The following is a 21,973-nucleotide window of genomic DNA, read 5'->3' as shown; positions in this document are numbered from 1 at the left end:
TGTTCCTGCTACTTTTTATAAAATTGTGCCGCAGCGTCAAAGTAAGGACGCAGCATATAGGCATTGTTCGTCTGTTTGACGCCGTTTGTCCGGAGTGTCACAAAGCGCTCCAGTTTTTCCATGTATTCATCCGGCGTGATCGTTCCCTCCGCCACATACGTCAGGCCTTTTTCCCAGCTCGCCGTGAGTTCCGGATTTAAGAGCTGCCTCATGGATGCCTGACAGACATCAAAGACGATCTCTCCGAGGAGTGTCGGCGTGATGACCTGGGTCTTCTTTGCCAACGCCAGATATTTGATGTTGAACAGCTTTTTCAGGATCTCCGCGCGGGTGGCGCTTGTTCCGATCCCGCTTCCCTTGATCTGGGCGCGCAGATCTTCATCCTCGATGAGCTGACCTGCGTTTTCCATTGCAAGGATCATGGAACCGGACGTATAGCGCTTTGGCGGGGAAGTCTCGCCTTCTTTTATCTCAAGCTTTAGGAGCTTTAATTTCTGTCCCTTTTTCAACCCGGAGAGCATGGCAAGAAGATCCTTTGCTTTTTCATCATGACCCGGATCCAGCTCCTCCGCCTGGGAATCCTGGGACGCACCGGAATTTTCCGCTTTGCTGTTACCGCTGCTTTCCGCCTTCTTTTTTGACGGGACATTCGCAACTTCCAGATATCCCGCTTCCGCGAGGACCTTGTAGGCTGCAAAGAACTGTTCCCCCTGTTTTTCGATCCGCAGGGAAAACTTCTGGTAGACGGCCGGCGGATAAAAAATGCTCAAAAACCGGCGTCCGATCAGCTCATACACCTTTGCAGCCAGCGGATTCAGGCTTCGCAGCGCTCCGAATCCCTGACCGGTCGGGATGATCGCATAGTGGTCAGTGATCTGTTTATCATTCACATATTTTGTCTTCGCGATCTGCTTCCATGTTCCGCTGTCAAGTGCCTTCGCGGCAAAATCCGCGAGAGGAGCAAAATTCCGGAGACCGCCGATATTTTTATAGATCTCCTTCGATACTGCGGTGGAGAGGACTCGTGCATCGGTTCTCGGGTATGTCACCAGCTTTTTCTCGTAGAGTTCCTGAATGATCTTTAGAGTCTCATCCGGACTGATCTTGAACATTTTCGAACAATCGTTCTGGATCTCGGCGAGATTGTATAAGAGCGGCGGATTTTTCGTCTCTTTTTTCCGGTCCAAAGCGAGAAGTGTTCCCTCCATCGGATCGGCACTCAGGAACCGGATCAGCTCTTCCGCCGTCTTTTTCTCCTTAAATCCATTCTCCTTGTAGAGCGCCGGTGTTCCAAAATACCGGGAACCTTCCACGGCTCTCCACTCTGCCTCGATGACTGCTGTCTCGTGATCCGGGACATCGAAGGAGCCGATGACGCGGTAGAACGGAGTCTTTACGAATTCACGGATTTCCCGTTCCCTGCGGACGACCATGCCGAGAACGCAGGTCATCACGCGTCCCACAGAGAGCACCGCCCGCTTTTCCCGGAGATAGGACGCCACGGACGGACCGTATTTCAGGGTGAGCACCCTGGAAAAATTGATGCCCATGAGGTAATCCTCTTTTGCCCTGAGATATGCGGACGCCGCGAGATTGTCATACTCTGCGAGGTCCTTCGCCTCTCTCACTCCGCGCAGGATCTCCTCCTCCGTCTGGGAGTCGATCCAGACACGGCGGCGTTTTTTTCCTTTTACGCCTGCCATCTGCTCCACCAGGCGGTAGATATATTCTCCCTCACGCCCGGAGTCAGTGCAGACATAGATCGTGTCCACGTCCGCCCGGTTTAAGAGCCCGCTCACGATCGTAAATTGTTTCTTCACATCGTCGATCACCTGGTATTTGAATGTTTTCGGAAGAAACGGCAGAGTTTCCATGCTCCAGCGTTTCAGGGCCGGATCATACGCATCCGGGTAACTCATGGTCACCAGATGTCCGACACACCAGGTCACGATCGCCTGATCGGACTCGATATATCCGTCTCCTTTTCTCCCGGAAACCTTTAAGGCCTTCGCAAATTCCTGGGCAACGCTCGGTTTTTCGGCGATAAATAATGCTTTTCCCATGAAACCTCTTTCCTAGTTATCTTATTCTCTCCCACCCCGGACCGCAATTCTCCGGGATGAAAGGATCGTTATTTTTTTCTTCTGCGGAAGCTCCGACAGGATTAGTGCCGCAAACATCAGGGCGCATCCGACTAACATCTTTCCGGTCAGCACATCCTTTAAGAAGATCACGGAAAACAGTGTCCCAAACACAGATTCCAGGGAAAGAAGGATCGCCGATGTGGAGGCGCTTAAATATTTCTGACCGATATTCTGTAAGAGATACGATACGGTCGTCGAGAAAACTGCAAGGTACAGCAGGCCTACGATCAGAGACTGATTCGCCAGGACCGCGAAATCAAAGGATCCGTCGAGAAACGGCGCGCAGATCCAGTTGATGATGGCAGCCGCAAGGATCTGGATCACGGTCAGTGCGATCGGATCATGGTGCTCCGTGAATTTGTCGATAAATACCATATGGACTGCGAACATCAGACCGCACACCAGTGTCAGAAAATCTCCGAAATTGATCGTGAGGTCGCCCTGCAGAGATAAAAGTGCGAGACCGATGACTGCGATAAACGCTGCAGCGATATTTCGCCCTGTCGGTCTCTTTTTGCTGACGATCCAGTAGAAAAACGGTACAATGATCACATACAGGGTCGTGATAAAGGCGTTTTTGCTGGCCGTCGTGTATTTCAGACCGTAAGTCTGGAACTGGTAGGACAGGCAGAGGAATATTCCCAGGATCGCGCCGCAGAGGATCGTCTGGCGGTCCGCTACGAACAGATTTTTATGAAATAACAGGGCAAGCAGGACCGCAGACATGGAAAAACGGATCGCCAGAAGATACGTCGGCGGGATCAGATCCACGGAATTCTTCATCACAACGAAGGCAAAACCCCAGATCATGGTCGTCAGGATCAGCCCCAGTGATGCCAGGATCCTGACGCTGCGTTCATTTAAATTTTTCATTTTTGGTCCTTTACTCATGAATATAGAAATGGTATCCTGTCACGGATTTCCACTCTTTTCCAGCTTTTACGATCGGTGACGGGAAATGAGGCTCGTTGACTGCATCCGGGAAGTTCTGGGTCTCAAAGCAGAAAGCAGTTCTCGCATGGTAGAAAGCACCTGATTTTCCGTTCCCCTGCTCCAGCCAGTTTGCCGTATAGAACTGGACCCCCGGCTGATCCGTATAGACATCCATGGCTCTTCCGCTTTCCTCGGAGAAGATCTGCGCGGAAAGACCCAAATCACCGCGAACGTGGGAAAGACACCAGTTATGATCATAGCCATGTCCCTGAACGAGCTGGTCGAAATCTTCATCGATCCGCTCTCCGATCACATGAAAGTCCGTAAAGTCCATCGGAGTTCCCTTTACCGGAAGAATCTCACCGGTCGGGATCGACGTCTCATCGGACGGAGTATAAAAATCGGCAAGGATCCGCGCCTGGTGCTCCAGGACAGAACCGCCATTGTTTCCAAGAAGGTTAAAGTATCCGTGATTTGTCAGGTTCACAGGCGTATCCGCATCGGAAAGAACGCGGTAAGTCAGTGTCAGCATATCCTCGTCAGTCAGCGTGTAGGTGACGGATACGATGGCGTTTCCCGGATAGCCCTGATCCCCGTCCGGACTTAAGAGTGTAAAAGTGACGCTGTTTTCCGACTCTTCCTTCGCATTCCAGAGTCTTGCGTCGTAGTAATCAAGACCGCTGTGGAGATTATTCGGACCGTTATTGATCGCCAGTGTGTATTCGGTCCCGTTCAGGGAAAATCTTCCTTTTCCGGTGCGGTTTGCGATACGACCGACGACGGAACCGAAGTGCGGACCGTTCTTTAAATAACCGGCAGCATCGTCAAACCCCAGCATCACATCGTCCATAACCCCGTTTTTGTCCGGAACGATCATGCGGACCCAGACAGCCCCCAGATCTGTGACGGATGCCATCAGCCCGTTTTTATTTTTGATCGTGTAGAGGCTTACTTCTCTTCCATCCGGCATCTCCCCAAAATGCTCTTTTGTTACTGACATGATAATACCTCCTCTGCGTAAAAAGAGCCCGCGAAAAAGCGGGCCCCTTGTTTTTATTTTGCTGTGATATATCCCTGCTTTGTGAGAAGCTCTGCGCAGAGGACTGCTCCGCCTGCAGCGCCGCGGACTGTATTGTGGGACAGACCGATGAACTTCCAGTCGTAGACGGTATCTTCTCTTAAACGTCCGATGGATACGCCCATTCCGTTCTCGAAATCGACATCCAGCTTAACCTGCGGACGATTGTCCTCTTCCATGTACTGGATGAACTGCTTCGGTGCGCTCGGAAGCTCTAACTCCTGCGGAAGTCCCTTGAAGTTTACGAGTTTTTCGATGAGCTGTTCTTTAGATGCTTTCTTTCTGAACTTTACAAATACAGCAGCTGTATGACCGTTTAATACCGGCACACGGACGCACTGGCATGTGATCACCGGCTCTTTTGCCTTTACGATCACGCCGCCCTCTAAGTGGCCCCAGATCCTGAGCGGCTCCTGCTCGCTCTTCTCTTCCTCGCCGCCGATGTACGGGATCACGTTCTCGACCATCTCAGGCCAGTCCTTGAAGGTCTTTCCTGCTCCGGAGATCGCCTGGTATGTAGTAGCGACTACTTCATACGGCTCAAACTCTCTCCATGCACTGAGGGCCGGAGTGTAGCTCTGGATCGAGCAGTTCGGTTTTACCGCGATGAATCCGCGTGTTGTGCCGAGTCTCTGCTTCTGGAATTTGATCACGTCAAAGTGCTCCGGGTTGATCTCCGGGATCACCATCGGAACATCCGGTGTCCAGCGGTGAGCGCTGTTGTTGGATACAACCGGTGTCTCTGTCTTTGCGTAAGCTTCCTCGATCGCACGGATCTCTTCTTTTGTCATATCAACGGCGCTGAATACGAAATCAACGGTCCTTGATACGGCATCAACGTCGTTTACATTCATAACGACTAAATTTTTTACTTTTTCCGGCATCGGAGTCGTCATTTTCCAACGGCCTCCAACAGCCTCCTCATATGTCTTTCCTGCAGAACGCGGGCTGGCAGCCACGGTCGTCACTTCAAACCATGGGTGGTTTTCAAGGAGAGAGATAAATCTCTGTCCTACCATACCTGTTGCTCCAAGGATACCAACTCTAAGTTTCTTTTCCATCACACATATCTCCTCATCTTTGCCTGACAGTCATCTTCAGTTGACGGCTTGCCATTTTTCCACCCGTCACGGACATATGTCTCCATGTACGCAACATTCGTGTTGATGTCTATCCTAACTCAAAATGACAAAAAATGCAAGCATTAAATGACCTCAAGCGCTACGCGGATCATATCTGCAAAGGAAGTCTCGCGTTCCTCGGCGGTCGTCTTCTCTCCTGTCACCATGGAATCGGATACGGTCAAGATGGAGAGTGCCCGCGCTTTTCCGAGGGCAGCGTTCGCGTAGAGAGCAGCTGTCTCCATCTCCACTGCGAGAACTCCCATATCGGCGAACTGGAGTCCGTCATGCTTTTTCTTTTCCGGCTCATAGAAAAGATCCGATGTGAGGACATTTCCTACATGGTAAGGAAGATTTTCCTGCTCCGCATTGAAGACTGCCTTGATCAAAAGACCAAAGTCTGCGATCGGAGCGAAGTCTCCCGGAAGTCCGAATTCCTTCACATAGTTTGTCTGTGTGCACGCGCCCATGGCGAATACGAGATCACGGATATGAACATCTTCGGAGATCGCTCCTGTCGTGCCTACACGGATCAGTTTCTTTACTCCATATCCCTCGATGAGCTCGTGGGTGTAAATTCCGATCGACGGGCATCCCATTCCCGTTCCCATGACGGAAACAGGTTTATCACGGTAAAATCCGGTATAACCGAACATATTTCTTGTGGCATTAAACTGTCTTGCTCCTGCAAGGAAATTCTCAGCGATAAATTTTGCACGGAGCGGATCGCCCGGAAGTAAGATGGAAGGTGCGATCTCGCCTTCTTTTGCTGCGATATGAGGTGTTGGTACGTTCATGGTAGTTCCTCCTTTTTTATCGAATGCTATTCCTATATATTATAACCGAACTTTCGTCCCTTTTCCATCCCTCTTTGCGGCTTTTAACCGTCCGAGGGCAACTTCTTTTCCTTTATAGTGAGCAGTTCCGTCGACATCCGGCAGATAGACATGTTCCAGCGTATCTTCCTTTTCGAGACGGATCCCGCGAACGCCGCGGCTGTTCTTTTTAAGTTCCGGGATCTCCGCGAGCGGGAATTTTAAGAACATTCCATCCACAGTCTGGAGAACCACATCTCGCTCCACGTCGACTTCCGTGCCGATTTCCCGGATCTCCACAAGTTTATCATCTTCGGCGAGCTTCGTTGCGACAACGGTCTTGTTTGCCGTCATAAATTCCTCACCGGGAACGATCTTTACGGATGCCTGGGATGTCGCGAACAGGAACTTTTTCCCTGCAAGGCCGGAAGCCGGAAGCATAAAGAGAAGTGTCTCCGTCTTGCCGTCAAATTTGCTGACATTCTCGATAGGGATTCCTTTATCCTTCATTTTGAGCGCAGGGAACTCGGCGACTTTCACCTGATACATGGTTCCGGTATCAGAGAACATGCAGAGTTTATCATCTGTCATCACCGGGAGGACGCGGACATTCTCGCTGTCCACCGTTTCCTGGTTTCTCTCATAGATGGAGCGGTCCATCGTCTTGCAGTAGCCGAAGCGGTCCATAACGAAGATCACTTCCTTCGCTGCTTCCTTCGCCTCCACATAGACCATCTCCTCGCCGTCCTCGATGAGTGTTCTTCTCGGCTCTGCGAACTCTGCCTTGATCGCATCGAGATCTTCCTTGATGACAACGTCCATGTTTTTCTGGTTGGAGAGGATATGCTGATATTCCCGGATCTTCCGCAGGGTCTCTTTATACGATTTCTGGAGTGCAAGGATCTCGAGGCCGATCAGCTTATAGAGGCGCATCTCGAGGATCGCTGTCGCCTGGCGCTCGGTAAAGTGAAGATTCTTTGCATCCTCCTCAAAGCCCGGCACACGGAATCTGATCTTTTCGGTATTTCCCGTCATCAGGCATTCCTTCGCGTCCTTCATGTTCTTTGAGCCGCGGAGTACGGCGATGATCAGGTCGATCACGTCGCAGGCCTCGATGAGACCTTCCTGAACCTCTTTCTTCTCCAGTTCCTTTTCGAGGAGCACATTGTACTTCTTCGTCATATTCCGGTACTGGAATTCCAGGAACGTATTTAAGATCTGTTTGAGGTTCATCGTCTCCGGGCGTCCCTCATCGATCGCCAGCATATTGACGCCGTAAGTGTCCTCCAGCTTCGTCTTCTTGTAGAGGAGCGCCTTGATCTTATTGACATCGGCGTCCTTCTTGAGCTCCAGGACGATTCGGATGCCTTCTTTGTTTGACTGGTTCGAGATGTCCACCACATCGGTGAGTTTTCTCGTCTCCACGAGATCGGCGATATCGACGAGCAGTTTGTTGATCCCGGCGCCGATCATCGTGTATGGGATCTCTGTGATCACGAGCTTGTCGCGGTCCGCTTTTCTTCTTCCGAGCTCCACCTCGATCTTTCCGCGGAGCTTGATCTTTCCGGTCCCGGTTTCATAGATCTGTAAAAGATCGCTCTTGTTCGCGATAATACCTCCGGTCGGGAAATCCGGTCCCGGCATATATTCCATCAGTTCTTCCACGGTGAGAAGGCGGTTGTCGATATACGCCTTCACCGCATCGATCACTTCGCCCAGATTGTGGGTCGGGATGCTGGTGCTCATTCCGACTGCGATTCCCTCCGCGCCGTTTACGAGAAGGTTCGGCACACGGACCGGAAGGACTTCCGGCTCTTTTTCCGTCTCATCGTAGTTCGAGACGAAATCCACGGTCTTATCAAGATCTTTTAAATAAACTTCTTCCGCGAACTTCTTTAAGCGCGCCTCAGTGTATCGCATGGCTGCAGCGCCGTCACCTTCGATCGAGCCGAAGTTTCCGTGACCATCCACCAGAGCCATTCCTTTTTTGAAATCCTGGGATAATACGACTAACGTCTCATAGATCGAGCTGTCACCGTGCGGATGATATTTACCCATCGTATCGCCGACGATACGGGCCGATTTCCGGTGCGGCTTGTCGTGGTCCAGATGGAGCTCGCTCATATCATAGAGAACTCGGCGCTGTACCGGCTTTAAACCGTCCCTGGCATCCGGGATCGCTCGTGAGGTGATGACGCTCATGGAGTAGTCCAGATAGCTCTTCTGCATCTCCTCCGAATATTCAGTTCGCAATATTTTTTCAGACATGGTAACTTCTCCTTTTATGCGTCGATCTCCGCCTCATCGGCATGATCATAGATAAATTTCTTTCTCGGCGGGACATCGCTTCCCATCAGAAGCTCCGTCACCTCACTCGCCATACGGGCATCTTCGATCTCCACCCGCTTTAAGACACGGTTTTCCGGGTTTAAAGTCGTCTCCCAGAGCTGGTCCGCGTCCATCTCACCGAGACCTTTGTAGCGTTGAAGCGTAAAGTCCCCGGAATGGCTCCTTCTGTACTCTTCTAACGCCTTGTCATCGTACAGATAGCGCTCTTCCCCGCGCTTCGGAACGACCTTGTAGAGCGGCGGCATCGCGATATAAACGTGACCGTCGTAGATCAGCTCCGGCATAAAGCGGTAGAGGAACGTCAGGAGCAGGGTGTCGATATGGCTTCCGTCCACATCGGCATCGGTCATCAGGACGATCTTATCATATTTCAGTTTTGTGATATCAAAGTCATTTCCATAACCTTCAGAAAATCCGCAGCCGAACGCGTTGATCATCGTCTTGATCTCGGCGTTTGCCAGAACCTTGTCCATCGATGCCTTTTCCACGTTTAAGATCTTTCCGCGGATCGGCAGGATCGCCTGAAACTGACGGTTTCTTCCCATCTTTGCGGAACCGCCGGCGGAATCTCCCTCGACGATGAAGATCTCACATTTCGACGGATCACGGCTCTCGCAGTTTGCAAGTTTTCCGTTGCTGTCGAAGGAGAACTTTGACTTGGAGAGCATGTTTGTCTTTGCTTTTTCCTCCGCTTTCCGGATCTTCGCGGATTTTTCTGCACAGGCGATGATCGCTTTTAAGGTGTCAAGGTTACGGTCAAAGAAGCGCTCCAGCTCCTCCCCTGTCATCGTGAACACGGCCTTTGTCGCATCGGCACTGGCAAGTTTTGTCTTTGTCTGTCCCTCAAAGATCGGATCCGGGTGTTTTACGGCGACAACGGCCGTCATGCCGTTTCTCGTGTCAGCACCGGTAAAGTTGCTGTCTTTCTCCTTTAAGATGCCGAGTTCCCTCGCGTAGGAGTTGATCAGCTGGGTAAATTTCGTCTTAAAGCCCACCAGGTGGGATCCGCCCTCCTGGGTAAAGATGTTGTTGCAGAATCCGAGGATATTCTCCTCAAAGGCGTCCACAAACTGGAATGCGACTTCCACTTCGATCTGGTCTACACTGCCCTTAAAATATACCGGCTCATGGATCGGTTCTTTTCCGTTGTTCAGTTCACGGACATAAGCGACGATCCCGTCAGGCTCATGGTAAGTTACGCTTTCCTCTTCGCCCGCACGTTTATTTACATAGTGAAGGATCAGCTTCGGGTTTAAGTATGCAGATTCATGAAGGCGGCTCTTCAGCCACTCCGCCTTGAATTTTGTCTTCTCAAAGATTGTTGGATCCGGCAGGAAGTTGATCTCCGTTCCCGTCTCCTTCGATTTTCCGATCACCGGAAGAAGACCGTCCTTCAGCTCAACGACCGGATGCCCTTTCTCATATTCATCATAATATACTTTTCCATCTCTGGAAATTTTGACCTTCATCCGTTCCGACAGAGCGTTTACAACAGAAGAACCGACGCCGTGAAGTCCGCCGCTGGTCTTATAGGAATTATTGTCGAATTTTCCGCCCGCGTGAAGAGTTGAGAGGACCACGCGCTCTGCGGAGACGCCTTTTTTGTGCATCTCCACCGGGATCCCGCGGCCGTTGTCTTTTACGGTACAGGATCCGTCCGCCTCCAGCGTTACCGTGATCTCTGTACAGAATCCGGCCAGGTGCTCGTCCACCGCATTGTCGACGATTTCGTATATCAAATGGTTTAAGCCCTTAGTTCCAACGCCTCCGATGTACATTCCGGGACGTTTGCGGACTGCCTCCAGTCCTTCCAGTACGGTGATACTGTCAGCATTATACTGTGCTTTCGCCATGTAAAGACCTCCAATTATAAGTCATAAACTGCGGCAGAGAGCATTTCCCCGCCGCAGTTTCATTTTTATTTTCGTGGCCGCTGCATAATGCTCCGGCCATGTTTTGTAGTCAGCTTTTCCTATTATACACTCAAAACTTCCAGAATTGCAAGTGTTTTCTATCGAACATATATTCGAAAAGCAGATGAAAACACGCTTCGCGGGTTTCCCCTTGTTATCGCGACAGTCGCCAGGGTCTCGCGCAAGCGCGGACTTTGGCTCGCTGTTCGCGTAAATAAAAAGCCTGCGGAAGATCCCCCACAGGCTGATGTACTGAAATTTATACTCCACCGAACCGGAGTACGATCCCGATCACAGCGGAAGCCGCGATGAACGCTACCGGGTGAAGTCCTTTTGTTTTTTTGCAGATCGCGGTGAAATAGTAGAGCACCACGAGAAGGACGATGCTGCGGATACTGATCAGGTCTGTGATCTTTCCGCTCGCCGCGAAGGCGTCCTTATGAAGAAGGACCAGTGAAAGGACGGAAAGTCCTGCCGCCGCGATCAGGCCTGTGGAGGCCGGGCGGAGACCGTAAAAGGCGTTCTGGACATATTTGTTTGTCTTAAATGCCTTTAAGAAGCCGGCAATGATCAGGATCACGATGATCGACGGTGTGATCAGACCGAGTGTGGCAATGACTGCGCCGACCGGTCCGGCCGTTGTAAAGCCGACATAGGTTGCCATGTTGACGCCCATCGGTCCCGGTGTGGACTCGGAGATCGCCACCATATCGGCAAGCTGTCCGTAAGTGAACCATCCGGTCTTGTCGGAGATATTATAGAGGAACGGCAGTGTCGCCATTCCGCCGCCGATCGCGAAGAGTCCGGCTTTGAAAAATTCGAAGAATAATCGGATCAGGATCATCATTTGGAAGCCACCTCCTTATTCTTCAGGATAATTCCAACAACCGCCGCAAAAATTACAAATACGATCGGGGAAAGATCTGTCAGCGCGGAGCCGAGGATCACGAGCACGCAGATCACAAGTGTCGGCTTATCGACGACCGCTTTTTTCCAGAGCTTTACGACCGCATTGAAGATCAGGACGCAGACACAGACACGGATCCCCGCGAAAGCGTTCTGGACGATCGCAAGGTGTGCGAAGTTCTGGATAAACGCTGCGATGACCGTGATGATGATCAGGGACGGGAATACAACTCCCAGGGTTGCAACAATACCGCCGATCGGACCTGCGAGTCCCTGACCGACGAAAGTCGCTGTATTTACCGCGATAACGCCCGGAGTACACTGTCCGATCGCGTAATAGTCCATAAGTTCTTCTTCCGTTGTCCATTTTTTTTTCTCAACGACTTCTCTCTGGAGGATCGGAAGCATCGCATATCCGCCGCCAAAGGTAAGACCGCCGATTCTGGCAAACGTAAGGAAGAGATCGAGTAATCGATTCATGTTTTTCTCTCCTTTATTTTCAAAGTTATGTATTATAATAGCTCAAACAAGAAAAAAAGGCAAGGAAAAGGTAGATTCTCTCTCCTTTTCCTTGCCTTCTGACCTGAAAAATTTTCAGAAACTTTGCAAAACAAGTCTCTTCCGCATTACTGAAGATCTTTTTCCGGGATCATTCCGTTTAAAAGATTCAAAACGACATTATTGTCGACCACCATGATCATGTTGGAAGCGTCAAGCTGGATATAACGGTATGTCTGATCTGGATTTGCATAGGTTCCGACATAGACTATGAGAGATTTCTTCTCTCCGTTTACCGTAAGCTCTGCCTGGAAGGTGTTGCGCGTATCCGTCGTCAGATCTGCATTTGTAAGTTCCTGACTCAGGATATGATAGCTCGCATAATCAAATGCCTTGAGGTTGTTGATCCCGTCTGCGATCTTCGTCATCGCTTCCGTATCGGAGCTGCTGATGGTCGTTGTCTTTCCATCCATTGTGATGGAGACACTCTGAATATCCGATGGGGAGATCTGAAGATCAAGACCGTCACGGACAACAAGTGTAGAGTAATCGAATACCAGGGAATCCACGGTGGCAGCCTTTATCGTGTAGATCTTCTTTTCATCGGAAAGGTAATAATTGCCATCGGCGTCCTGATTTCCGATATCCATGGTGATTGCTCCTTTTTCTCCATCTGTGATCGTAACCGTATATGCCGGTTCGCTCAGCCCGTAAGAAGAAAGATCACTGCCGTCTGCATCCGCGATCTCGGAAACTGCGTGGAGATTTAAGAAGTTCCGGGCCATCGCATCAAATTTATCCTGATTGATCGGGATCGCGGAATCCATGGCATCCAGCCATACTCCGTCCTTCTTTTTAAAGATCATGTCGGTGTCCGCACTGGAATAATCGAAGTCGATCGGTGCATTTAAGGAATATACCTCGATATCAGCGCCGGAAAAGTCAGGTTCCACGGTCTCATCACGGATCTCAGCGATTTCCACCTTTGGAGAGCCGGATTCTTTTGTGCCGGAAGAAGAACAGCCGGTAATGCTTGCAGAAAGTGCTGCAGTCAGGAGCAGTGCTCCTAATAATACATGTTTTTTCATATTTTGTAATCCTCTCATCGTTAATTGTTGGCAAAGCTTTATTTGTGCCAACTATAGCACACCACTGTGTACTTTTTGTGAATTTGCCATACCTTTTCTTTCCACAGCGGCAATATCCCTGATCACGCGGTCCCATGCGGATCATTTCTGCTCTATCTGTGATCAGATTTCCTCCGCCGCCGGAACCTCCCGCAAAAAGTGGATCCGGTCCGAGACCTCTTCCCCGAACGCAGTCGTGTAGATATCCAGATATTCCTCATAGGAGCACGGCATTCCGTTCGACAGCATCTCCATCTCGGTTCCCCAGAGATCGATATCGTAGGGCAGCATCGTGAACCCATTCCGGAGATAGAACTTCTTCCGGCGTGTACGAAGGAAAAGTTCCTCCTCATCCACACATTTTGTACTCTCGATCTCAATGATGAGCCGCATGCCCTGATATTTCCCGCGAAGTGCCCTAAGTGCTGCGGATCCCACGCCATGTCCGCGCGCCTGATCAGCGATCGCAAAATAATCGAGCAGGACGCGGTCTCCCGCTTTCGCCATGATGGCGAGACCGAGAAATCCGTTATTCTCCTCGATCGCCAGGATCTCGACAAGTCCTGTCTCCTGACCGGCGGTGATCATGGAAAACGGCTTTTTCTCACATGCTGGGAAGGCGGTCTCATAGAGTGCATGGACCTCCTCCAGGCGCTTTCCTGAAAATACCTGTTTCAGTTCGATCATCATAGATTCTTTCCTCTTACTTTCAATCGTCGTTGCCGCCCGGCACCATTGGGTCCAGGCGGTTTATTTTTCGTTTTCTCCGCTCTCGAACATCAGGCGGAACAGGCGTTTTCCGCCCTCCGTCCGGAAATTCCGGATAAATACGTTTTTCTGCATATCCGGCGTGGAGCCGTCCTCAAAGAGGTTGACAAGGAAGTCCGCCTCCACGAGGATCTGGTAATCCATTCCGTCAATGTTGTCGTAGGTATGGTGGTGTCCCACGAGATAGCAGACGCGGTCAATGACCTCCTGCGGCCAGGAAAGCGCCGTGAGCATCGTCCGTGCCTCTCCCGGACCTTCCATCTCCTGATATTTTCCGGTATTCCGTCCATATTTCTCTTCTGCCTTGTGAATTCCGATATCATGAACGATCGCTGCGGCCTCCAGGACCTCCTGGGTGTATGGATCGAGGTTCTCCGCGAGACCGATCAGTCTCGCAAACTCATGCACCTTTAAAAAGTGCTGGATCCGTCGTACATCCTTATCGTCATAGCGTGTCATTTCATATAAGAGTTCATCAAGTCTTGTCATGTGTGTCATTCTCCTCTTTTTCTATAAATTCAGCTTCTCGTACTTCTCTTCCATAAACCGGTCAAGCCGCTTTCTCAGTTCCCGGTTTTCTTCCTCTTCCAGGTTCTCATCCCTCGCCAGAAGCCGATTCACATCCTCGGACACCTTTTTCAGTGTCACGGCATCCGTATAGATATCCGCCAGCTGGAATTCGAGATCGCCGCTCTGGCGGATCCCGAAGAGATCCCCCGGGCCCCTGAGTTTGAGATCCTCGGAAGCGATGTAAAATCCGTCGTTGGATTTATTTAGGACCTCCAGACGCCGGTTCTTCTCCTTGTTTCCGGACGCGTTGACCATGATGCAGTAGGACTGCTTGTCTCCGCGCCCGACGCGCCCCCTAAGCTGGTGGAGCTGTGCAAGACCGAACCGTTCGGCATTCTCGATCATCATCACCGTTGCGTTCGGCACATTGACGCCGACCTCGATAACGGTGGTGGAGACCAGGACCTGGATATTTCCTGCGGCAAATTCTTCCATGATCTTATTCTTCTCTTTTCCCTTCATCTTTCCGTGGAGGTATTCGACCCGGATCCCCGGCAGATTTTCCCTTAAAATCTTCGTGTAGTCCAGGACATTCTCCGCCTCGATCATCTCGCTCTCCTCCACCATCGGGCAGATCACGTATGCCTGGCGCCCATTTTTTACCTCGTTTTCGATAAAACGGTAGGCGCGCGGGCGGTAGCTCTTGTCGACCACGCAGTTTTTGATCGGGAGACGGTTCGCCGGAAGTTCATCAATTACAGAGATGTCGAGATCCCCGTACAGGATGATCGCCAGGGTCCTCGGGATTGGCGTCGCGCTCATGACGAGCACATGCGGCAACTGTCCCTTGCTTCCAAACATTTCCCGCTGGGCGACGCCGAAACGGTGCTGCTCATCCGTGATGACGAGCGCCAGATTGTCATAGACGACCTTCTCCTGGATCAGGGCATGCGTGCCGATGATGATATCCGCTTCGTGCGAAGCAACCTTTTCGTAGGCAAGCCGTTTTTCCTTTGCCGTCATGGATCCGGTGATGAGCACCACTTCCTTTTCGACTCCATGTGCGGCAAACAATTCCGCCACAGACTCATAGTGCTGTCTCGCGAGGACTTCAGTCGGGACCATCAGCGCGCCCTGATACCCATTTTCACAGACCGCCAGGAGTGCCAGGACCGCGATGATCGTCTTGCCGGAACCAACGTCTCCCTGGATCAGGCGGTTCATGACGGAGCCGCTCTTTAAGTCTCCCAGCACCTCCTCCAGGGTCCTCAGCTGGGCATTCGTGAGCCTGTACGGCAGATCTTTCAGGAGTCTTCTGCATTCTTCCTGCTTTTCTACATGAAACGGGCTCCGGATGTTCTGGCGTTTTTCCTTTAAATGGCGCACAGCCAGAAGAAAGAAGAAGAACTCGTCATAGACGAGCCGCTTTCTCGCAAATCTCAGGTCTTCCTCGTTTGCCGGAAAGTGGATGTGCTCGATCGCAAAATTATACTCCGCAAGTTCGTTGGAGATCCTTAAGCTGGCCGGAAGATAATCCCTCTCCAGGGTGCGGATCGTGAGCGCCTGTTCGACTGCGGAGGTGATCGTCTTATTTCCAAGACCTTTTGTCTGTGCATAGACCGGGCGCATGCTGGATAAAAGTTCCTCATATGCCTCCGGTTTAAACATCTGGGGCTGTTCCATTGTGAGACCGTTCTTCTTCCGGATCACACGTCCGCGGAAAATAAAGTGACTGTCCGGACGGAGCGTATTTTTCAGGTACGGCATATGATACCAGACAAGGCGCAGTTTCCCTGTCATGTCGCTGATCGTCGCCTGGACGATCGAAAGCCCATTGATATGGACGCCGGTCGCTCCGCTCTTTAAAAAGCCCTCTACAGCGCCGGTCTCATCCTCGGAGAGCTCGCCGATCGCCTTCGGCTCCCTGTACGTGTCATATCCCTTCGGATAGTAATGGAGCAGGTCATCGATGGTGCGGATCCCGACTTTCTCAAAAAGTTTTGCTGTTTTTTCTCCGATCCCTTTTAAGGTCTCTATGGACTGGTCGTTTGCCATCGGTTTCATGCTCCTTTCTCATTTCTTCTGGCCTCATATCTGCATGCCAGGATCCGCCGCGGACTATTCCTTTCAACCGGGCGGCAACGGAAAAAGCTGCCTCGTCAGGTCTCTTGACCAAAAGGAGCAGCTTTTTCTGTCGTTGTACATATGTCGGGAAATACAGGATCGTACAGAAACACTCTGAGCGGTTCCTGCAATTTCCGGGACACTTTTCTGCTTACTCTACAGAGAGCAGGTAATAATAGATCGGCTGACCGCCGTCGTTTAATTCCACTTCACAGTTCGGGAATGCTTCCTGCGCCTTCTTTACGAGCGCTTCGGCTTTCTCTTCCGTCACATCTTCGCCGTAGTAGACGCTGATGAGTTCTGATTCATCATCCACCATGCGTTTTAAGGTTTCAAGAACCGTCTCCTCCACATCCTGACCGACTGCCAGCATGCCGGAATCGCCGATTCCCATGATATCGCCCTCGTGGATCTCCATTCCGTCAATGTTTGTATTGCGGACTGCGTAGGTGATCTGGCCGGTACGGATATGTCCCATCTCAGCAGTCATGTTCTCAAGGTTCGCTTCCGGAGAAAGATCCGGGAGGAAGTTGATGAGAGCTGCGATTCCCTGCGGTACGGTCTTTGACGGAACGACGAAGATCTTCTTATCTTCCACAAGACTCTTTGCCTGCTCTGCGGCAAGAATGATGTTCTTGTTGTTCGGAAGGATATAGATCACGTCAGCGTTGACCTTATCGATGGCATTTAACATATCTTCGGTACTCGGGTTCATCGTCTGGCCGCCCTCGATCAGATAGTCGGCACCGATCCCCTTAAAGATCTCGCCGAGACCTTCGCCGATGGAGACAGCGATAAATCCGTATGGCTTTCTCGGCTCATCTGCAGCCGGAGCTTCTTCTTTTGCCTCCGCCGGGGCATCCGGTGTCTGGGCAACGTTCGACGCGTTCTGGATCAGACGCTCGTGGTGCTCCTCGCGCATATTGTCGATTTTCATTCTGGAAAGGGAACCGTAGGTTAAGCCTTTCTCGAACGCGAGACCCGGATGGTTCGTGTGAACATGGACTTTGATGATATCGTCATCGGAGACAACGACAACACAGTCACCGATGGATTCCAGATATCCTTTAAACTTCTGCTCTTCCTCCATATCGTACGGTTTTTCCACGTTTACGATGAACTCAGTGCAGTAGCCGTATTTAATATCCGATGTGGAAAGATCATCACTTCCTGCAGCCACCTTCGGCTTTGCGGATCCTTCATTTCCGGAGGCCGGAGCGACCGCATCAAACGGGATCCCTTTTCCTAAAAGACCGTCAAGACCGCCTTTCATGACCTGCATCAGACCCTGTCCGCCGGAGTCAACTACACCCGCCTGTTTTAATACCGGGAGCATCTCCGGAGTCTGGCTTAATACATAGTCACCTTCCTCGATCACCTGGGTCAGGAAGTCGATCACATCGTCAGTCTGTGTCGCAAGATCAACGGCCTTTTCTGCCATTCCCTTTGCAACTGTTAAGATCGTACCTTCCTTCGGCTTCATAACTGCTTTATAAGCAGTCTCAGTCGCGCGGGTAAACGCGTTTGCCAGAGTTGTCACGGTAATCTCATTGGATTCCTTGATCTCCTTTGTAAAGCCGCGGAATAACTGGGATAAGATAACGCCGGAGTTACCGCGGGCGCCTCTTAAGGAACCGGATGAGAGAGCCTTCGCGATGGACTCCATTGTCGGATTCTCGATCGCAGCCACCTCTCTTGCTGCGGCCATGATCGTCATAGTCATATTCGTACCCGTATCACCGTCCGGAACCGGGAATACGTTTAATTCGTTAATCCATTCTTTTTTTGCCTCAAGGCCTTTCGCTGCGGCCAGAACCGCTTTCTGTAAGAGAGCGGCATCTACGGACTTTAATTCCATGGATTTTACTTCCTCCTTAATCTATCACTCGAACGCCTTCAACAAAGATATTGATCTTTTCAACCGGCATTCCCGTGAACTCTTCTACTTTGTATTTCACACTCTCGATCAGGTTATCCGCTACGGTCGAGATGCTGACGCCATAGGATACGATTACGTGGAAGTCGATTTCAATTGCATTATCATTGATCGTTACATTGATTCCGTGAGTCAGGCTTTCTCTCTTTAAAAGCTTTACCAGACCGTCTTTCATACTTACTGCAGCCATTCCCACGATTCCAAAGCATTCTACCGCTGTCGTGCCGGCATAAAGAGCGATAACATCGGTGTCGATCTGGATCTGTCCCATTTTATTGTTAATACATCCCTTCATACTCTAAGCCTCCATTCCTACTGATAATAAGCGCCGTATCCTGATATCAAGGCGCAAAAGTTCCTTTCTTATTGAACTTTGATAACCTTAATATACCATATCCCGTTTTCTCTGTCCATGGGATTCCACCTATTTTTCAAAAAAATGTGAAATTTTTAAAAATTTTGCTTGCAAAATACGCAATCTTCTGCTATGATATCCATGTTATGGATTTTTGCATCCAACCGTATGAATGATTAAGGAGGTGGAATCATGGCTAAATGTGCTATTTGCGAAAAGGCGGCTCACTTTGGTAATGGAGTAAGCCATTCCCATAGAAGATCCAATAAAATCTGGAACGCGAATGTAAAATCTGTAAAGGTTAAGGTTAACGGCGGCTCCCGCAAGATGTATGTATGCACTTCCTGCTTAAGATCCGGTCTCGTTGAGAGAGCTTAATCCTCCTTTTACAAGATAGGGAAATGAAATGAAGGCATCCTCATGTGAGGGTGCCTTTTTCATGTGCCCGCATATTTTTTTATTCAGATCTGCATTCCCAACAGAACGATTCAGATACCTTTTCCAATAAAATTCCCGACCAGCTCTCCAAGCAGCGAAGCGACCGTAAGGGCCACTACTCCTCCCACGAAAATTTTTTTCGAGATCCGCTTTGGTTCCGGCCCGTAAAACAGGGCAAAAATCAGTGAGATCATCACGATTCCCGGGAGTCTCAGTTGATCTGACAGCCAGGGAATATCCGCTAAAAGCTTCGAAACAATGATCGCTATCACGCAGAACCATCCATCACCCTCAAAAATTGGTCCCATAAAAGTCCTCCTCTCCATCTTTATACTTCCGTGTTGTAACTATTCAGTACCTTCATAGTTACACGCAAAAATCCATTCCAAATCAGCTTCGCTGATGGGATTTTTGCCCTCCAGCCTATGTTTTCTTACGGTCAGCGCAGCAAGTGCGCAGACCTACTGAACAGTTACTCCGTGTTTACATTATATCAAAAACATTCCTATATATCAAACGTCTGCTCTGCGTCTTGATAAAAAATTTTGGCACACCTGCTCATCACGAAAGTAACAAGAATGCGGTGTGCCGTTTTTTCGACTCCTTTGCCCGAAAAATCAGAATTGAAGATCCGGCATCACTCATCTGTCCTGTTTTACCCGCAAAACAGATTATATCCCACGATCATAAGCGCTGCCGCCGTAATCACAAGAAAAAAGGTTGTCGGCAATATCAAGGCCCAGGTCATGCCGAAACCCACGCAGAACAGCATGAGACCGCATAATCGCTTCATATCCATTCGCCCTAAACAAGATAGGGAATCGAAATAAAGGCATCCTCAAATGAGGGTGCCTTTATTTTTCGTATCTATAAAACTTCTGTGAGCATCTATTATTAGTAGCTCGATCTTTTTATTCATTCTTTACCAGTATTCGGGACTTTCCATCGCAAAACCTATTATATTATCCGAAGGATATATGATATACTCTTGTTTCTGCACTCATATCCGAGTTATTGTCAGGCATTCCCTTACTTTTCTTTTTTTGCTTGGAGCATTAACGGAAATATTTCTATGCAGTATACTAATAACGGAAATATTTCACACATTTTCGTTGGAAATCCTTTATAATATAATAATAAACATGCTATCGATACACCAAAAGTGAAAAACAGAAGTTTTCTTTGATATTGTAGAAGTTCTATCCATAAAAAAAGCGCTATTAATATTATAGTTGCCATATAACCACTAGGAATATCCTTATCTAAATATAGCATATATGGAATTATTGTACCAAATAATATTAGAAAATACGAAAACCATTTAGTACGATTTGCATATATCCGTTTCCATATCATCGTCTGTATAATTTCTTGAAGCAATACAATTATAATTCTCGTTATTGTGAACTTTGTTTTTGCAAACAAGAAATGGACAATAGGTGTGATTATTAATAAAAAAAGCATGTATCACCTTCTTAATTAGATTTAGAAAAACTGATTTTTGCTTTAATAGCCTTCATAGAAAACTAATATCATATCAGCAAAACAGATCTCAATAGGAATAAATAATTTTGCGATATTAGCAGTTAGCATAAGCGTTTTAATTAATAGTATATTTAAAATATGAAGAGTCTGTCACATATCCCAAAAACCAAAATCCACCATCAGAATAAGATGAATCAGACTCCCACACCTCTTTGCATTTATAACGAAAAGTCATTGTAACCACGTCATCATTAGCAGCTACGTCAATCAGTGCTTTTATAGATGCCGCACATTTGCTGACTTTACTTTTGGCCGCACCGGTAAAGGCTGCAACTCCGGCATATCCTACAATCACTGCTGTTATAGATATAACAGAAACAGTTACAGTTATCATACTTGTGTCTTTTCATAAACACGTCCTCCTTTATCTTTTTCATCTATATAACGGTCAAATGAGACTTTAGGGACATGTCAATTACAATAATTTATATTTTCCACAATTTTGAATACTTCATTAAATGGAAGTTCTGTGACAACGCTTATCAGCCATTCCCCTTCCTTAATCACACACATTCGGACTCCATCTTTTTCCCAATATAATACATTTTTCTCTCCGATCATACATGACTTTATTTCTGAATTCTCCGTATTATAATTATTTGACCCATTCCCAGGTGAAACTTGTATTGTAATACTGGTATTTTCTGAATTTTTATATCTGAATTTTTTCATTAATGGGAGATTGCTCTGATATACCAATTGATATCCATCTGGAATATAGTTAATCTGGAAAGAACCTAAATTATTCCCTTCCTCTATGACATGCTTATTTTGTATACCTTCCAACCCGATTTTAGAATACTTCGGATATGTCTCCACGATCCATTCCAAAATTTTTCCACGAAATTCCGCATTTGTGACCATTGCTGTTGAAAATCCGAGAGAAATCGCAAGAAAAACAGCTGCAGCCCGCAAAATTCCACGAAATAAATGATCTGTCGGTTGTTGTGTAATATGGATTTTCCGTAATTGTTTTCTGAAACGTCTAGAATACACATGTTGGATATCCTCTGTTGTATTTATCTCAGCCATTAGCTTTGTCAGTGATATTGTGCATATCTGAGAAATGCTTTCTGGACATGCAAATATTTCTGGAGTACTTGTCCATTTTTGAAGGTAATTCAACATACTAATCCGCATTCCATGAGCATACGGAATCATGAGAATTTCATTAATCTGCGAGTCATCTAAGTGAAAAGCATAATAAAGATGAAATACAGCCTGTTCCGGGAATGGGAGTGCAAGAATTTTATTTGCTGCCTTATCCAAAATGTTTTTTCTAATTTCCCCTTCGTCAATCAATTTACTTTCTTCTGACATCACATTTTTGTAATTATCTAGACTCTTATCAGCTTGTGCCCACTCTTGATTCAATCTTTCTCGACAAACTTCTCTTAAAATACTTGTCACTTT

At 48.7% G+C, this 21,973-nt stretch carries 19 protein-coding genes; 1 reads left to right on the top strand and 18 read right to left on the bottom strand.

Going from position 1 to position 21,973, the window contains the following annotated elements; translation table 11 throughout:
• Nucleotides 1-8 precede the first annotated feature (8 nt).
• The 15 genes from ACXMYH_RS08290 to ACXMYH_RS08220 form a co-directional block, all read right to left on the bottom strand.
• A complete protein-coding gene (locus tag ACXMYH_RS08290) occupies nucleotides 9-2,063 on the bottom strand; it encodes a DNA topoisomerase (protein WP_118532723.1) in 2,055 nt (684 codons plus the stop codon).
• A gap of 21 nt (nucleotides 2,064-2,084) precedes the next feature.
• Complete coding sequence (locus tag ACXMYH_RS08285; protein ID WP_486554672.1) at nucleotides 2,085-3,017, bottom strand: DMT family transporter; 933 nt, start codon at nucleotides 3,015-3,017, stop codon at nucleotides 2,085-2,087.
• 10 nt (nucleotides 3,018-3,027) lie between these two features.
• The gene (locus ACXMYH_RS08280) at nucleotides 3,028-4,077 is read right to left on the bottom strand and encodes an aldose epimerase family protein (protein ID WP_486554671.1); all 1,050 of its coding nucleotides are present in this window, start codon (nucleotides 4,075-4,077) and stop codon (nucleotides 3,028-3,030) included.
• Between the two features lie 53 nt (nucleotides 4,078-4,130).
• Nucleotides 4,131-5,216: an aspartate-semialdehyde dehydrogenase gene (gene asd, locus ACXMYH_RS08275; RefSeq protein WP_118298162.1), complete on the bottom strand. Its 1,086-nt coding sequence runs from the start codon at nucleotides 5,214-5,216 to the stop codon at nucleotides 4,131-4,133.
• A 143-nt stretch (nucleotides 5,217-5,359) separates the two neighbouring features.
• A complete protein-coding gene (gene deoD / locus ACXMYH_RS08270; RefSeq protein ID WP_118532729.1) occupies nucleotides 5,360-6,073 on the bottom strand; it encodes a purine-nucleoside phosphorylase in 714 nt (237 codons plus the stop codon).
• Nucleotides 6,074-6,112: 39 nt separating this feature from the next.
• Nucleotides 6,113-8,359 (bottom strand): DNA gyrase/topoisomerase IV subunit A, encoded by a 2,247-nt coding sequence (locus tag ACXMYH_RS08265; protein ID WP_486554670.1) that lies wholly within the window; start codon nucleotides 8,357-8,359, stop codon nucleotides 6,113-6,115.
• Between the two features lie 14 nt (nucleotides 8,360-8,373).
• Nucleotides 8,374-10,293, bottom strand: coding sequence for a DNA gyrase/topoisomerase IV subunit B (locus ACXMYH_RS08260; protein ID WP_118298159.1), 1,920 nt, complete (start codon nucleotides 10,291-10,293; stop codon nucleotides 8,374-8,376).
• Nucleotides 10,294-10,612: 319 nt separating this feature from the next.
• Nucleotides 10,613-11,197 (bottom strand): chromate transporter, encoded by a 585-nt coding sequence (locus tag ACXMYH_RS08255; protein WP_118321109.1) that lies wholly within the window; start codon nucleotides 11,195-11,197, stop codon nucleotides 10,613-10,615.
• Nucleotides 11,197-11,739 carry a chromate transporter gene (locus tag ACXMYH_RS08250; protein WP_118298157.1) on the bottom strand — a complete coding sequence of 181 codons (543 nt, stop codon included), beginning with the start codon at nucleotides 11,737-11,739 and terminating at the stop codon, nucleotides 11,197-11,199. The genes ACXMYH_RS08255 and ACXMYH_RS08250 overlap by 1 nt, the downstream gene beginning before the upstream one ends.
• A 146-nt stretch (nucleotides 11,740-11,885) precedes the next feature.
• The gene (locus ACXMYH_RS08245) at nucleotides 11,886-12,845 is read right to left on the bottom strand and encodes a DUF4340 domain-containing protein (RefSeq protein ID WP_486554669.1); all 960 of its coding nucleotides are present in this window, start codon (nucleotides 12,843-12,845) and stop codon (nucleotides 11,886-11,888) included.
• 162 nt (nucleotides 12,846-13,007) lie between these two features.
• The gene (locus tag ACXMYH_RS08240) at nucleotides 13,008-13,574 is read right to left on the bottom strand and encodes a GNAT family N-acetyltransferase (RefSeq protein WP_118532735.1); all 567 of its coding nucleotides are present in this window, start codon (nucleotides 13,572-13,574) and stop codon (nucleotides 13,008-13,010) included.
• Nucleotides 13,575-13,634: 60 nt separating this feature from the next.
• Nucleotides 13,635-14,141 carry an HD domain-containing protein gene (locus ACXMYH_RS08235; RefSeq protein ID WP_118298154.1) on the bottom strand — a complete coding sequence of 169 codons (507 nt, stop codon included), beginning with the start codon at nucleotides 14,139-14,141 and terminating at the stop codon, nucleotides 13,635-13,637.
• Between the two features lie 21 nt (nucleotides 14,142-14,162).
• Nucleotides 14,163-16,217: an ATP-dependent DNA helicase RecG gene (gene recG / locus ACXMYH_RS08230; protein WP_486554668.1), complete on the bottom strand. Its 2,055-nt coding sequence runs from the start codon at nucleotides 16,215-16,217 to the stop codon at nucleotides 14,163-14,165.
• 220 nt (nucleotides 16,218-16,437) lie between these two features.
• The gene (locus ACXMYH_RS08225) at nucleotides 16,438-18,144 is read right to left on the bottom strand and encodes a DAK2 domain-containing protein (protein ID WP_329752610.1); all 1,707 of its coding nucleotides are present in this window, start codon (nucleotides 18,142-18,144) and stop codon (nucleotides 16,438-16,440) included.
• Nucleotides 18,145-18,160: 16 nt separating this feature from the next.
• Nucleotides 18,161-18,517 (bottom strand): Asp23/Gls24 family envelope stress response protein, encoded by a 357-nt coding sequence (locus tag ACXMYH_RS08220; RefSeq protein WP_015554579.1) that lies wholly within the window; start codon nucleotides 18,515-18,517, stop codon nucleotides 18,161-18,163.
• Nucleotides 18,518-18,769: 252 nt separating this feature from the next.
• Between ACXMYH_RS08220 and rpmB the strand changes: the two genes are divergently transcribed.
• Nucleotides 18,770-18,955 (top strand): 50S ribosomal protein L28, encoded by a 186-nt coding sequence (gene rpmB / locus ACXMYH_RS08215; RefSeq protein ID WP_015554580.1) that lies wholly within the window; start codon nucleotides 18,770-18,772, stop codon nucleotides 18,953-18,955.
• A 110-nt stretch (nucleotides 18,956-19,065) separates the two neighbouring features.
• Here rpmB and ACXMYH_RS08210 read toward each other — a convergent pair whose 3' ends face one another.
• The 3 genes from ACXMYH_RS08210 to ACXMYH_RS08200 all read right to left on the bottom strand — a co-directional run bounded on the left by ACXMYH_RS08210 (nucleotide 19,066) and on the right by ACXMYH_RS08200 (nucleotide 21,970).
• Nucleotides 19,066-19,323, bottom strand: a complete 258-nt coding sequence (locus ACXMYH_RS08210; protein WP_329752611.1) for a hypothetical protein — start codon at nucleotides 19,321-19,323, stop codon at nucleotides 19,066-19,068.
• A gap of 1,292 nt (nucleotides 19,324-20,615) precedes the next feature.
• Nucleotides 20,616-20,894 (bottom strand): hypothetical protein, encoded by a 279-nt coding sequence (locus ACXMYH_RS08205; protein ID WP_486554667.1) that lies wholly within the window; start codon nucleotides 20,892-20,894, stop codon nucleotides 20,616-20,618.
• A gap of 77 nt (nucleotides 20,895-20,971) precedes the next feature.
• Nucleotides 20,972-21,970 (bottom strand): DUF4367 domain-containing protein, encoded by a 999-nt coding sequence (locus tag ACXMYH_RS08200; RefSeq protein ID WP_486554666.1) that lies wholly within the window; start codon nucleotides 21,968-21,970, stop codon nucleotides 20,972-20,974.
• Nucleotides 21,971-21,973 lie beyond the last annotated feature (3 nt).

It is taken from the genome of Pilosibacter sp. NGB245 (genome assembly GCF_057397225.1).
Note: the sequence above shows the minus strand (reverse complement) of the source record. Positions and strands in the feature narration are given on the sequence as shown.

What these genes read in the sequence shown, in the direction of transcription:
- ACXMYH_RS08290 (WP_118532723.1), bottom strand. Translation starts at nt 2,063, where the DNA reads ATGGGAAAAGCATTATTTATCGCCGAAAAACCGAGCGTTGCCCAGGAA.
- ACXMYH_RS08285 (WP_486554672.1), bottom strand. Translation starts at nt 3,017, where the DNA reads ATGAAAAATTTAAATGAACGCAGCGTCAGGATCCTGGCATCACTGGGG.
- ACXMYH_RS08280 (WP_486554671.1), bottom strand. Translation starts at nt 4,077, where the DNA reads ATGTCAGTAACAAAAGAGCATTTTGGGGAGATGCCGGATGGAAGAGAA.
- asd (WP_118298162.1), bottom strand. Translation starts at nt 5,216, where the DNA reads ATGGAAAAGAAACTTAGAGTTGGTATCCTTGGAGCAACAGGTATGGTA.
- deoD (WP_118532729.1), bottom strand. Translation starts at nt 6,073, where the DNA reads ATGAACGTACCAACACCTCATATCGCAGCAAAAGAAGGCGAGATCGCA.
- ACXMYH_RS08265 (WP_486554670.1), bottom strand. Translation starts at nt 8,359, where the DNA reads ATGTCTGAAAAAATATTGCGAACTGAATATTCGGAGGAGATGCAGAAG.
- ACXMYH_RS08260 (WP_118298159.1), bottom strand. Translation starts at nt 10,293, where the DNA reads ATGGCGAAAGCACAGTATAATGCTGACAGTATCACCGTACTGGAAGGA.
- ACXMYH_RS08255 (WP_118321109.1), bottom strand. Translation starts at nt 11,197, where the DNA reads ATGATCCTGATCCGATTATTCTTCGAATTTTTCAAAGCCGGACTCTTC.
- ACXMYH_RS08250 (WP_118298157.1), bottom strand. Translation starts at nt 11,739, where the DNA reads ATGAATCGATTACTCGATCTCTTCCTTACGTTTGCCAGAATCGGCGGT.
- ACXMYH_RS08245 (WP_486554669.1), bottom strand. Translation starts at nt 12,845, where the DNA reads ATGAAAAAACATGTATTATTAGGAGCACTGCTCCTGACTGCAGCACTT.
- ACXMYH_RS08240 (WP_118532735.1), bottom strand. Translation starts at nt 13,574, where the DNA reads ATGATGATCGAACTGAAACAGGTATTTTCAGGAAAGCGCCTGGAGGAG.
- ACXMYH_RS08235 (WP_118298154.1), bottom strand. Translation starts at nt 14,141, where the DNA reads ATGACAAGACTTGATGAACTCTTATATGAAATGACACGCTATGACGAT.
- recG (WP_486554668.1), bottom strand. Translation starts at nt 16,217, where the DNA reads ATGGCAAACGACCAGTCCATAGAGACCTTAAAAGGGATCGGAGAAAAA.
- ACXMYH_RS08225 (WP_329752610.1), bottom strand. Translation starts at nt 18,144, where the DNA reads ATGGAATTAAAGTCCGTAGATGCCGCTCTCTTACAGAAAGCGGTTCTG.
- ACXMYH_RS08220 (WP_015554579.1), bottom strand. Translation starts at nt 18,517, where the DNA reads ATGAAGGGATGTATTAACAATAAAATGGGACAGATCCAGATCGACACC.
- rpmB (WP_015554580.1), top strand. Translation starts at nt 18,770, where the DNA reads ATGGCTAAATGTGCTATTTGCGAAAAGGCGGCTCACTTTGGTAATGGA.
- ACXMYH_RS08210 (WP_329752611.1), bottom strand. Translation starts at nt 19,323, where the DNA reads ATGGGACCAATTTTTGAGGGTGATGGATGGTTCTGCGTGATAGCGATC.
- ACXMYH_RS08205 (WP_486554667.1), bottom strand. Translation starts at nt 20,894, where the DNA reads ATGATAACTGTAACTGTTTCTGTTATATCTATAACAGCAGTGATTGTA.